The sequence below is a fragment of the Azospirillum sp. TSH100 genome, assembly GCF_004923295.1.
GTDB lineage: Bacteria > Pseudomonadota > Alphaproteobacteria > Azospirillales > Azospirillaceae > Azospirillum.
Genome location: NZ_CP039640.1, coordinates 61,726 through 73,821, shown reverse-complemented (window position 1 = coordinate 73,821; position 12,096 = coordinate 61,726). Strand labels below are relative to the sequence as shown.

At 67.7% G+C, this 12,096-nt stretch carries 12 protein-coding genes; 7 read left to right on the top strand and 5 right to left on the bottom strand.

What is annotated here, in order from left to right:
- Positions 1-148: 148 nt before the first annotated feature.
- The 6 genes from E6C72_RS30480 to E6C72_RS30455 all read left to right on the top strand — a co-directional run bounded on the left by E6C72_RS30480 (position 149) and on the right by E6C72_RS30455 (position 4,616).
- The gene (locus E6C72_RS30480; protein WP_109085418.1) at positions 149-736 is read left to right on the top strand and encodes an NUDIX hydrolase; all 588 of its coding nucleotides are present in this window, start codon (positions 149-151) and stop codon (positions 734-736) included.
- 57 nt (positions 737-793) lie between these two features.
- Positions 794-1,456, top strand: a complete 663-nt coding sequence (locus E6C72_RS30475; protein WP_109085419.1) for a class I SAM-dependent methyltransferase — start codon at positions 794-796, stop codon at positions 1,454-1,456.
- Positions 1,457-1,482: 26 nt separating this feature from the next.
- Entirely contained in the window at positions 1,483-1,761 is a 279-nt protein-coding gene (locus E6C72_RS30470) for a hypothetical protein (RefSeq protein WP_109085420.1), read from the top strand.
- A 172-nt stretch (positions 1,762-1,933) separates the two neighbouring features.
- Positions 1,934-3,862, top strand: coding sequence for a PhoX family phosphatase (locus E6C72_RS30465; RefSeq protein WP_169055336.1), 1,929 nt, complete (start codon positions 1,934-1,936; stop codon positions 3,860-3,862).
- Between the two features lie 263 nt (positions 3,863-4,125).
- Complete coding sequence (locus tag E6C72_RS30460) at positions 4,126-4,347, top strand: hypothetical protein (RefSeq protein ID WP_109085422.1); 222 nt, start codon at positions 4,126-4,128, stop codon at positions 4,345-4,347.
- 47 nt (positions 4,348-4,394) lie between these two features.
- Positions 4,395-4,616 carry a hypothetical protein gene (locus E6C72_RS30455; protein ID WP_109085423.1) on the top strand — a complete coding sequence of 74 codons (222 nt, stop codon included), beginning with the start codon at positions 4,395-4,397 and terminating at the stop codon, positions 4,614-4,616.
- Positions 4,617-4,620: 4 nt separating this feature from the next.
- Here the strand turns inward: E6C72_RS30455 and E6C72_RS30450 are convergent, their stop codons facing one another.
- The 4 genes from E6C72_RS30450 to E6C72_RS30435 all read right to left on the bottom strand — a co-directional run bounded on the left by E6C72_RS30450 (position 4,621) and on the right by E6C72_RS30435 (position 8,796).
- A complete protein-coding gene (locus E6C72_RS30450) occupies positions 4,621-6,159 on the bottom strand; it encodes a glycosyltransferase (protein ID WP_109085424.1) in 1,539 nt (512 codons plus the stop codon).
- Positions 6,156-7,325 carry a lysylphosphatidylglycerol synthase transmembrane domain-containing protein gene (locus E6C72_RS30445; RefSeq protein WP_247875645.1) on the bottom strand — a complete coding sequence of 390 codons (1,170 nt, stop codon included), beginning with the start codon at positions 7,323-7,325 and terminating at the stop codon, positions 6,156-6,158. Before E6C72_RS30445 ends, E6C72_RS30450 begins: the two co-directional genes overlap by 4 nt.
- Positions 7,326-7,385: 60 nt before the next feature.
- Positions 7,386-8,108: an SDR family oxidoreductase gene (locus E6C72_RS30440; RefSeq protein WP_109085447.1), complete on the bottom strand. Its 723-nt coding sequence runs from the start codon at positions 8,106-8,108 to the stop codon at positions 7,386-7,388.
- A 133-nt stretch (positions 8,109-8,241) separates the two neighbouring features.
- A complete protein-coding gene (locus E6C72_RS30435; RefSeq protein WP_109085426.1) occupies positions 8,242-8,796 on the bottom strand; it encodes an FMN-dependent NADH-azoreductase in 555 nt (184 codons plus the stop codon).
- A gap of 89 nt (positions 8,797-8,885) precedes the next feature.
- Between E6C72_RS30435 and E6C72_RS30430 the strand changes: the two genes are divergently transcribed.
- Entirely contained in the window at positions 8,886-9,311 is a 426-nt protein-coding gene (locus tag E6C72_RS30430; RefSeq protein ID WP_247875646.1) for a helix-turn-helix domain-containing protein, read from the top strand.
- Positions 9,312-9,315: 4 nt separating this feature from the next.
- Here E6C72_RS30430 and E6C72_RS30425 read toward each other — a convergent pair whose 3' ends face one another.
- Entirely contained in the window at positions 9,316-11,919 is a 2,604-nt protein-coding gene (locus tag E6C72_RS30425) for a right-handed parallel beta-helix repeat-containing protein (RefSeq protein WP_109085427.1), read from the bottom strand.
- Positions 11,920-12,096: the final 177 nt, after the last annotated feature.

Sequence of the window (12,096 nt, the reverse complement as noted above, 5' to 3'; positions counted from 1 at the left end):
CAGCCTGCCACAGGATCAGGGCACAGAATCAGGGCGGACCCGCTCCCTCCCCATGAGGAGAACTGGACGCGGATGGATGGCTGCTGGTACGCCATCACCGGCAACCGTTCCGCCCCCCTCCGACGCCCCAGAGAAAGTGCTGCTCTCGATGCCCGGACACCGCCCCTACCACCACCGTCCCTGGACCGTGCTGCGCAGCCGCGAGCTGGTCGATGCCGATCCGTTCCTGAAGGTGCGGGTGGAGACGGTGGAGTTGCCGGACGGACGGCGGATCGACGATTACTACCAGTTCGACCAGCCCTCCTTCGCCTGCATCTTCGCCGAGACGGCGGATGGGAGGATCGTCATCTACCGCCAGTACCGCCACGGCCCGCGCAAGGTCGGGCTGGTCTTCCCCGGCGGCCATCTGTCGCCCGGCGAGGAACCGCTGGCCGCCGCCAAGCGCGAACTGATGGAGGAGACGGGGATGGAGGCGACAGCCTGGACCGACCTCGGCGCCTACATCGTCAATGCCAACCAGGGCGGGGCCTGGTCGCACATGTTCCACGCCACCGGTTGCCGCCGGGTCACCGATCCGATCGCCGATGATCTGGAGGACACCGAAATCCTGTTCCTGACCCGCGCGGAGCTGCTGGAGGCCATCGGCCGCGGCGAGATGCATCTGCTGACCCAGATCGCGTTGGTCAGCATGGTCTGGCAGGCCGACATCGCCCGGGTTCTGTCCTCGCCCGGTTGACCGTCCCGCCGGCCGGCGCCTACAGTCCGGCACGATCACCGGCAGGAGCCCGCCCCCATGTCCATGCCCTCCATGGAGGTTTTCCGGCACAATTACCATGAGCTGACGGATGTGGGCCGTGCCCTCTACATGGTGGCGGTCAAGCCCAAATGGGACGAGCGCCAGCAGTTCTTCTTCGAGGGATGCCGCGACCTGCCGGGCCAGATGTACATCGCCGACCGCAAGGCCCTGTTCGAGGCGATCCTGAAGCGCCGGCCGCGCCAGTGCTTCGAGATCGGCACCTATCTGGGCGGCGGCAGCACCTATTTCATGGCCTCCGCCTTCCGCCAGCTGGGTGCCGGACAGGTGGTGACGCTGGAAGCGGAGCAGAACAACTACATGCTTGCCGCCGGCTATTACGCCCGCTACCTGCCGGAGCTGAGTCCGCATGTGAAGTTCCTGCTGGGCGGCGACCCGTCGCTGTTCCTTCCCCATATCGACCCGGAGCAGGGGGTGGACAGCCTGTTCCTCGACGGCAGCAGCGACGGTGAGGAAACGTTCCGGCAGCTTCGTTTCTTCGAGCCCCATTGCCGCCCCGGCACGCTTCTGCTGGCCCACGACTGGGACACGGAAAAACAGCGGCTGGTCCGCCCCTATCTGGAAAACTCCCCCGACTGGCAGCTCGACCAGTATATCGGCGAGCCGGACAGCGTCGGCTACGCCGCCTATATCCGCCGCTGACGGCTCTCCAGGAAGGATCACGCGCCATGTCCCGTCCGCTCCTCGCCGCCCTCCTGTTGACCGCAGCCCCGGCCATGGCCGAGCCGATGAAGGGCCGCTACGAGCTGCGCTGCCAGGATCCGCAGACCCGGCAATGGACGGTCGCCGGCCAGCTGACCGACCCGGAAATCGTCGACCAGCCGGCCTCGCAGCCGGCATCGGATGGAAAGCCCGCCGGACGCGTGGTGCGCGGCACCGGGGCCGACGGCAGGCCGATGACCCTGCCGATGCCGTCCGACCGCACCTGCATGCTCAGCGCGCGCTGACCGCCGGCGGTTGCCGCCCCATCGAACGGGAACCGACCGTCAAACTGTAACATCCCCGCTGTAGCTTCCCGACGCTCGCCAAGAACAAGGCCGCGCCGAACGGGGCCCCGTGCCCCGATGGCACCGCTCATGCCAGCAGTTTGCCCTGATGAGGGTTCGGGAGACACCAGTCATGACCAATATGCCCGTCCAAATGCCTGAAACGTCGCGCCGTTCGGTGCTCCGCGCCCTTGCCGGGCTGCCGCTGCTGCCGGTCGCCGGCATCGGCGCCGGCGAGCTGCTGTTCGCCTCGGGCGCCGAGGCCGCCGCCGCCAAGGGCGCGCCGGTCGCCGTCGAGTTCGTCGGCATGGCCGCCCCCACCGCCGCTGCCGCGCAGGCGAAGACCACGGTCGAGTCCAGCATGGTTGTGACCTGGGCCGATGGCTCCAAGCAGAGCTTCGCGCTCGGCTACCAGCCGCTGTTCATCACCGGCGACATGGTTCCGGACGGCAAGGGCGGCACGATCCTGGCCGGCGGCTATGTCGACATCAACGGCAAGCCGATCCTCGACGGCTCGCTGGCCACCCCGACGCAGTTCTTCTCCGACTGCCCCGATGGCTGCAACATGCTGGCCCCGATCCCCGGCGCCAAGGTGGCGGGCGTGACCGGCAACACCCTGTTCGCCGTCGTCCAGTTCGAATACACCACCCGCGATTCCAAGGACGCCTCGATGTACGGCAAGCTGCCGTCGCCGATCGCCGTCCTGACGCTGGACCAGAACAAGGAAACCGGTGCCTTGAAGCTGGTGCAGTACCACAATGTCGACACCAGCGGCGTGCACGGCCTGTGGATCACCTGCGGCGCCAGCCTGTCGCCCTGGAACACCCACCTGTCGAGCGAGGAATACGAGCCGGACGCGACCGCGCTGGACGACCAGTTCCGCGCCTACAGCAAGAACCTGTTCGGTGACGAGACCAAGGCCAACCCGTACCACTACGGCCACCTGCCGGAAGTGACGGTGAACCTCGACGGCACCGGCGGCATCAAGAAGCACTATTGCATGGGCCGCATCTCGCACGAGCTGGTGCAGGTGATGCCGGACGAGCGCACCGTGCTGATGGGTGACGACGCCACCAACGGCGGCCTGTTCATGTTCGTCGCCGACAAGGCCAAGGACCTGTCCGCCGGCACCCTCTACTCCGCCAAGATGGAGCAGGAGGCTGGCAAGGACATCGACAAGGGCGGCGCCTTCGCCCTGAAGTGGATCAAGCTGGGCCACGCCACCAGCGACGAGATCAAGACGCTGGCCGACACGCTGAAGGCCGCCGACATCGTCGAGGTGAAGAAGGAGGACCCGAAGGATCCGTCCTTCACCGCCATCGGCTTCAGCGGCAAGACCCAGTGGGTCAGGTTCAAGCCGGGCATGGAGAAGGCCGCCGCCTTCCTGGAGACCCACCGCTACGCCCCCACCCTCGGCGCCACGCTGGCCCTGACCAAGCTGGAAGGCGTCACCGTCAACGCCAAGGACAAGACCGCCTACATGGCGGTGTCCTACATGTACAAGACGATGAGCGACGGCAAGAACGGCATCAAGGTCGACGCCATCAACGCCGGTGCGGTCTATCAGCTGCCGATGAAGGGCGGCCAGACCGATCTGGCCGGTGCCGCCATCGACAGCGACTGGGTGCCGGTGCATTTCAGCGCCGTCCCGGCCCTGGTCGGCCGCGACCTCGCCACCCCGGACGCCATCGGCAACACCGCCGACGCCGACCGCATCGCCAACCCCGACAACCTGAAATTCTCCGAGAAGCTGCGCACGCTGCTGATCGGCGAGGACAGCGGCGCCCACGTCAACAACTTCCTGTGGGCCTACAACGTCGACACCAAGCAGCTGTCCCGCATCCTGTCCTGCCCGGCGGGGGCCGAATCGACCGGCCTGCAGGCGGTCGACGACGTCAACGGCTTCTCCTACATCATGAGCAACTTCCAGCACCCCGGCGACTGGGAGAAGGGCCTGCACGACAAGGTCAAGGACAGCCTCGCCGGCCTGATCGACGACGCCTACCGCAACCGCCGCAGCGGCGGCGTCGGCTACATCCACGGGCTGCCGCAGCCGGTGTGATGGGGCCGGCCTGATCGGGGCCGAACGGACACTGAAGAACGCGGCCGGGCAACCGGCCGCGTTTTTTCATGCCCCAAGCAAACCATCAATCGAAAGAAGTAACACTACCGCCAAATCGCAGAGTGGCTTTTTCTTTGGAAGAGGTAATCACCAATCGACCTGAGACCAATCGGTGATCTTAACGCCTCGTTAACTGGGCGGATGGCTCAATAAGCTCACCAGAACGGGCAAAAGTCTTCACCACGAATACAGGGGTCGCCGCCATGTCAAAGACCGATTGCGCTGCAAACATCTTCGCTTCTGCTTCCCTGCACCTGGATGTGATCGATGAATTCATTGCCATCACCCAGTCGAAGCTGAACGGCGCCACCAGCGATTTCAGCCGCGACAGCCTGACCGACCTGCTGGCCGGCCTGACCGAACAGCGCGAGACCTACCGCGCCGTGCTCGCCGCCGTACCGACCGTCAACGCGCTCGCCGCCTGATCCGACCGCTTTCTCCGCCGCCCTCTCTTCCTCGAAAGACCGTCATCATGACCGCCCCGATTGCCGCCCCGATTGCCAAGGACGTCCTCGCCTCCGCCACCCTGCATCTGGACGTGCTGGAGGAGTTCATCGCCGTTGTCCGCCGCCGGATGGCGGCAACCACCGACGCCTTCGCCCGCGACAGCCTGAACGACCTGCTGCTCAGCCTGACCGAACAGCGCGACAGCTATCAGGCCTTCCTGCCGCTCGCCGCCGCCGAGCCGGTGTGACGGCTTAGAACGCCTTCAGCTTCTTCCAGGCGAACACCACCATGCGGGCCAACAGCCAGCCGTGGGTGAAGCGGGAGATCTGGGTTTCGCCATAGCTGCGGTCGGCGTAGCGCACCGGCACCTCGACGATCTTCAGGTTCTGCTTGGCGGCGCCGAAGATCAGGTCGAAGTCGCCGAACGGGTCGAAATCGCCGAAGTAATGACGGTTGGCGACGATGGTCTCGTAATCCTTGCGCCACAGCACCTTGGTGCCGCACAGCGTGTCGGTGAAACGCTGGTTCAGCAGGAAGGAGAAGATGCGCGCGAAGGCCCGGTTGGCCAGGAAGTTCAGGAAGCGCATCGCCTCCGGCGCCATCGGGTAGACCAGCCGCGTGCCGTTCACGAACTCGCCGCGCCCCGACACCATGGCCTGATAGAATTTCCCCATCGTCTCCGGCGGCACCGTCAGGTCGGCGTCCAGGATGATCAGGATGTCGCCGCGCGCCACGTTGAAGCCGGCGCGCACCGCGTCCCCCTTGCCCTTGCCGGGCTGCTTCATGACCTTGATGTCCCAGTCGGGATAGGCATCGCGGACGCGCAGGCACTCCTCGTAGGTGTTGTCCTGGCTGTTGCCCTCGACATAGATCACCTCGATGTCGGGGGCGAAACGGGGCAGGCGGCGGATGGCGTTCTCGATATTGCCGCGCTCGTTGCGGCAGGGGATCAGCACGGTGACAGAGGCCGGCTTGCCGTCGACCGTCACCTCCTGCACGGTCGGCTGCGGCCGGGCGACGACATAGTTGCGCACGCACAGCCGGCGGATGCCCGGCAAGGGCGCGACATAGCGGTTGACCAGCGTGCCCAGCCCGAACAGCCGCTTCGGGATCAGCTGGCGCCATTCGCGGCGCACCGGCTCCCAGCCGGCCAGATCCAGCAGGTTGACGATGTCGCTGGTCGACAGCCAGTTCTGCTGGCCCTGCGGCATGCGCATCCCCAGCTTTTCCGCCGCCCACAGGATCGGCTCCCACACGCGGGAGTGATAGCTGACGATGATCCGGGTCTTAGGGCTAGCGACCCGGCGCAGCAGGCGCAGCGTCTCCTCGATGTCGTCGAGGAAACCGATGGTGCCCGACAGCAGGATGTGGCTGAACGGCCCCTCGATGGCGTCGATGGTCGCCGGATCCTCGGCGTCGGCGGCGATCAGCTCCAGCTGCGGATGGCGCGCCTTCGCCACCTCGATCGTCGCCGGGCTGAGGTCGATGCCGACGCCGCGCGCCGGCTTCAGGGCCGCCAGCGTGTCGCCGACGCCGCAGCCGATCTCCAGCACCGTCGCCCCTTCCGGGATCAGGAAGCGCAGATAGGCGCGGTCGGCGTCATGGAAGGCGCGGTTGCGCTCGGCCCAGCGCTCGCGCAGGGGAGCCATGGCATCGAACAGCGAGCGGATCCGCTGCTGGCGCGGGGAGAGGCCGCGCGTCTCGGCAGCAGGGACGGGATCCATAGCGGTGGTTACGGAAGCGGCCGCGGAAGTCGATTGGGAAAGCGTCGGGGTGGACTGGTCGGTCATCGCGAAAAATCCGTGGGAAAGGCGTCGGGTCCGCCATGAGACGTCTGGACAGCCGTCCGGGCAGCGGTCTCATTGCGCAGCAGCAGCCAGAACAGGCCGCCGGGCAGCGACAGGACGGCGATCGACAGCCCGATCAGCAGCGAGACCAGAAGGGCCGCGTCGGCATTGAAGCCGAGCAGCGCGAAGCCGGCGACCATCGCCCCCTCGCGCACGCCCCAGCCGCCGAGCGAGACGGGCAAGGCGGCGGCGACGATGGCGGCCGGCACGATGGCCAGCCCGTCGAGCCAGCCGAGCGGCAGGCCGACCGAGCGGGCGAACAGGATGGTGGCGCCGATGGTGGCGAGATGGACGCCGATGCTGTGGCCCAGCGCCGCCCAGGCGGCCGGGTTTCCGCCCATGGCGCGCAGCTGCGCCACCGCAGTCCAGACGGTGCGCCCCAGCGCCCCGTCGCGCAGCCGCTTCGGAATCGGCAGCCGGTCGCGCGGGATGCGCCCGGCCAGCAGCAGAAGCCCCATGGCGACGGCCAGGACCAGCGCCCCGGCCAGCACCGTGCCGGCGACGGCGGGCGGCGCCACCGCGGCCAGATGCGGCAGCCCGATCAGCCCGATCAGCACCACGCCCAGCAGGGCCATCAGCCGGTCGACCAGCAGGGCCAGCATCACCGGACCGGCCGGGTGGCCGAGGCGCCAGGTGAACCAGCCGCGCAGCAGGTCGGCCCCGACCGATCCCGGCAGAACCTGACCCAGGAATCCGCTCGCCATCTGCAGGCGGAAGGCGGTCCAGCGGGTCAGCGAGAAGCCGGCGGCCCGGCCGACCGCCCGCCACCGCTGCGAGGCGAAGGGCAGGGTCAGCGCCTTGACGGCGAAACCGGCGGCGAACAGCCACGGATCGGCGGCCGACAGGCGCGCGGCGATGCCGGCCCAGTCGGCCCCGGCGGCGAGCGCCCCCAGCACCGCGACCGTCACCGCCAGCTTGACCAGCACCGGCCACCGCCGTCCGGCCGGCTTGCCTGGACTGGGCTGGTCCGGAGCGGGCTGGTCCGGGCCGGAACCGGGCTTCGCCGATTGGGCGAAGGGGGTGTCGAGAAGAGCCTGGGCCATCATCCCCGCATGGAAATCCGGGTGCCGCGGGACAGCGGCGCCGAACGGGCCGTTGTAACGGCTCACGCCCGGCTTGTCACCCGATCAGGCGGAAGAGGAGGCTGGCGGGGAAGAGCAGAGCGGTGATCAGGGATGCGGCGGATAGACCAGTTCCGAAACCTGACGCGCCCGGGCCATCTCCCACAGCATCCCGGCAAGATCCGCCGGATCGATTTCCGGGATCTGGAAGCCGGGGGGCAGGTCGATCCTGATCTCGCCGGAGGCCATGCCGGACTGCCAGGCGCTGTTCCTGATGACCGCGGCCAGAGTCAGCATCCCGATATGAACGCCATCCCCGGCGACCTCGCCGTGCAGAGAATGCAGATAATTGCGGGCGGCGGCCAGAGCCGGGCCGGGACCGCTCATGAAGGGCAGCCCGATCGCCGCCGATCCGCCGAGAGCGACGAGGATGGTTCCCGCCTTGCGCTCCCGCATGTCCGGCAGCACCGCCTGCACGGCGGCGACAAGGCCGTAGAGGAACAGCTCGGTCTTCGCCTTGACCTGCCCGGGCGTCAGCGAGAAGGCCGGAACGAAGGTCTCCGGCGCGCTGGGGCCATAATAGAGCGTGTCGACGGTGCCATAGCGCGATTGGATCGCCGCCAGAGCCGCGCCGACCTGCGCCGGATCACGCAGATCGGCCACGAAGGCCGCCGCCGGAATCCCTTCGGTCCCAAGCTGGGCGGTCATGGCCGCCAGCGGCTCCGCCCGCCGGGCGACCAGCGCGACGGCATAGCCCTCATTCCCATATCTGCGGGCCAGCGATACGCCCAGGCCGGGACCAGCGCCGAGAATGGCGATGCATTTGGTCATGCCGATACCTTCCGTGTTTTTCAAATCGGCCCATGGTTTCAAATCGGCCGGGATCATGCGCAGCGGAGGTGATGCGGGAGCCTGGTCCGCATCGGGGCGGAAATCCGCAGGGCCATGATGCCTCCCGCTCCGGCTATGCGGCCAGCGTCTGGATTTGGGCCTTGGCCGCCTCCACCGAACGCTGCTGCGCCTCCTCGCCCATGGCGAGACCCTCGGCCCGGATGACGGTGATGTCCGTAATGCCGAGGAAGCGGAAGAAGGCCTGGAGATGCCCCTCCTGGTGATCGAAGGCGGCATAGGGGGAACCGGCGGAGAAGATGCCGCCACGGGTGGAGACCACGATCAGCCGGCGGCCGCCGCACAGCCCTTCCGGTCCCTGCGCGCCATAGCGGAAGGTCTTGCCCGGCACGGCCAGATGGTCGAGCCACGCCTTCAGTTGCGACGGAATGCCGAAATTATACATCGGCGCCCCAACCACGATGGTCCGTGCCGCCAGGAACTCCTCCAGAACCGGAGCGTTCTCGACCCCGGCCCGGGCGAGATGCGGAAGCGGCTCGGCCGCGAGGTTGCGGCGGACGACGGTCTGCGACGGAGACAGGGCGGCAAGATGGGCGACGACGGCATGGCTGAGCGCGCGGCTCATGCTGCCGTCGCCATTTATGCTGCTGTCGACATGGAGTATGGTCATCAAAATACCCCTTGGTTACGTTTAGTAACGTGGTTCCGTTCCGATAGGGGGTATATTGAGGGAACCGGAAAAGCGCACAAGGAGGCACTTTGACGTCACGAAGGCACATCGAGGGAACCGCCCGCCTCAAGGAGGACAGCGCCTGCCCCATCGTGCGCGACGTCCTCACCAGGGTTGGCGACAAATGGAGCGTGCTCGCCGTCGTCATGCTGGGATCGGGACCGAAGCGCTTCAACGAACTGAAACGGTTGATCGAAGGCATCTCGCAGCGGATGCTGACGCTGACCCTGCGCAGCCTGGAGCGTGACGGGCTGGTGTCCCGCACCGTTTTCGCCACGGTGCCGCCACGGGTCGACTATGCCCTGACCCCACTGGGCGAGACGCTGCTGCGGACGCTGAAGGAGCTGGCGGACTGGGCGAGCGACAATGCGGACGAAATCCTCCGCGCCCGCGCCAGCTTCGACCAGCGTGACAACGACCCGGTGCCGGTGGCCGCGACCTTCACGTCCCGCTGATGCCTCACCCGATCCCGGCGGCCAGCATGGCGCCGTCCGGCAGCAGCGCCGCCGCGCGGGCAGGGGCGAGGGCAGCGATGGGGCTGAGCGCCCGGCCTTCCAGCCGGCCGTTCAGGATGTAGTGCCGCATCGCCGCCGTCAGGTCGCCGCCGGTGGCCGCCGCCACGTCGGCGTTGGCAGCCAGATAGGCCGAGGCGTTGAAGCCGGTGCTCCGCCCCTCCGTCCGGCCGCTGCCCAGGTAATGCAGATCGGCCCGGATGGTGTCGGTGCCGAAGGCGGCGGCGAGATCGGGATTCGCCGCCAGATAGGAGAGCGGATCGAAGCTGACCGTCCGGCCTTCCGCCCGGCCGCTGCCGATGTAATGCATCGCCGCCGCCATCCGGTCGGTGCCGAAGGCAGCCGTCAGGTCGCCGTAGGACGCGATGTAGGCCAGCGGATCGAAACTCACCGTCCGCCCCTCCGCCCGGCCGCTGGTGATGTAATGGGCGGCGGCGGCATCGCCGTTGGTGCCGAAGACCGCCGGCAGGTCGCCGTAGGAGGCGATGTAGGCCAAGGGATCGAAGCTCACGGCCCGACCTTCCGCCCGGCCGCTGGCGGCATAGTGCGCGGCACCGGCGGCGGCGTTGGCGCCGAAGGCGGCCGACAGGTCGGCGTAGGAGGCGATGTAGGCCAGTGGCGAAAAGGCCAACCCGGACGAGGCTGCGGACGTGCCGCCTGTTCCGGTCCCCGATCCACCACCGGTGCCGGGGTTGGGAATTCCCGGCACCGTCAGCGGAGCGGTGCCCATCCGCGCCCAGTCCAGCTCATGGATTCCCAGGGAAAGACCAAGGGCCGCCGCGGCCCCGCCGCCCAGCCGGAAATCGCCGGCCGCCGGGTTGGCGAACAGCCCCGACGACAGCGTGTCGCCACCGTTCAGACCGCGAATGCCCTGCAGCAGGTTGCCGGCGACGGTGTAGGAGCCGGGCGTCCAGAACTCCCAGTAATCCGCGCCGGTGGAGGAGGAGATGACGTTGCCGGTCACCCGGTTGTTGCTGAGCAATCCGATACTGCCGGCGCTCGGCACCCATTCCAGGCGGATGAAGCGTTCGCGCGGGTTGGACAGGGTGGCGAAGTTGTTGGTGACGGTGTTGGAATCGCCGCCATGGATGAAGACGCTGGCCCAGCCGGTGTTCTGGATGAAGTTGTCCTGAACGGTGACGCCGTTGGCCATGTCGTCCAGATAGATGCCGAAGCTCTTCTGGCGGTCGAGCCAGCCCGACCCGTCGGTCGCCAGCCCGCCGACATTGCGGATGTCGTTGCCGCGGATGACCGTGCGGGTGTCGAGGTTGGACCGGCCCAGCATCTCGATGGCGCCGCCGTCGGCGGTCTCGGTCATCGTGTTGTAGAGGCGGTTGTACTCCACCACCGTGTCGGTGTTGACGGTGGCGCCGTCCCAGTTCTTGATCGAGATGCCGTAGCGCGCGCTGTTGCGGATGTCGTTGCCGGAGATCAGCGTGCCGCCGGCGCCATAGAGCTGGATGCCGGCGACATCCTTCAGCACCTCGCCGATGCCGTCCATGCTGTTGGCGCTGATGCGGTTGGCGTTGCTGCCGTAGGTGACCTTGATGCCGCCGGCCCCCAGATGCTCCATCCGGTTGGCTTCGATCGCGTTGGCGGACGAGCCGGTCAGCGTCATCGCCGTGCCGGCATTGACGAAGCGGTTGCCGGCGATGCTGTTGCCCGACGCGTTGGTCAGCGTCAGGGCAGAGCCGTCCCAGGTGGTATCGGCAAAGGTCAACCCCTGGAGGGTGATGCCGCTCGCCCCGTTCAGCGCCACAAGCGTGCCCAGCCGCGCCACCACAGCACCCTGGCTCAACAGGGTGCCGGGATCCTGCGGCTTCACCACCAGCCGGCCGGTCTCGGCCTGCCAGGCGAATTCGCCGGCGTCGCGGATGAAGGCGTCGTCGTTCAGCAGGCGATAGGTGCCGCCGCTGCGCAGGGCGTACTTCACCGGTTGCGTGAAATTGATCGTCCGGCTGCCGGCATCGGTGGAGGCGACGCCGACGATGGTGTCGGACAGCCGTTCGGTGTCGAAGGTCTGGACCATGGTGCCGGGCTGGACCCCGGCGGCCAGCACCGCCGCCATCGCCCCGTCGCCGGCGCCGATGCGCAGGCTGGTCCTGCTGGCACCGCCGGCCGCGGCCTCCAGCACCGACCAGCCGGACTTGGCGTCGCCGGCGTTCCAATCGCCGGTCTGCGCCACCTTCTGCCGCACCCCGCCGATGGAGAGGTCCAGTCCGGTCGCAGACGTCGCCGCGGCATAGAGCCCACCGCCGATGGCGGTGAAGCCGCCGACCCGCTCGCCGCCGCTGAACACCGGCGTCTCGCCGGGAAAGGCCATGATGCGCACGCCGCTGTCGGCCGCGGTCAGCGTGACCGTGCGCGCCATGGCATAGGTGCCGCCGCGCACATAGGTGTCGCGGATGCCGGTCGCCCGCATCGCGCTCTGCGCCCGTTCCAGCGTGGCGAAGGGACCATCGGTGCCGTCGGCATTGGGTGCCGCCAAACGCCCCGACCAGGAATCGTTGCCGTTGGTCGCGACGTAGAAAGCCTGCTGCGTGTCTGTCATTGCCGGATTGCCTTGCCGATACCGGGCAATCACAGGGCAGGAATACTTAATAAAGAGGTATCGTTATCCTTTGGAATGTATCCTTTCGCACGGAATCGCGGTGTTCATTTCGTGACAAATGCCTTGGCCATACCACTTGTCACTTGCCTCGCCCTTTCAGTCGTCTTTGGCACACCC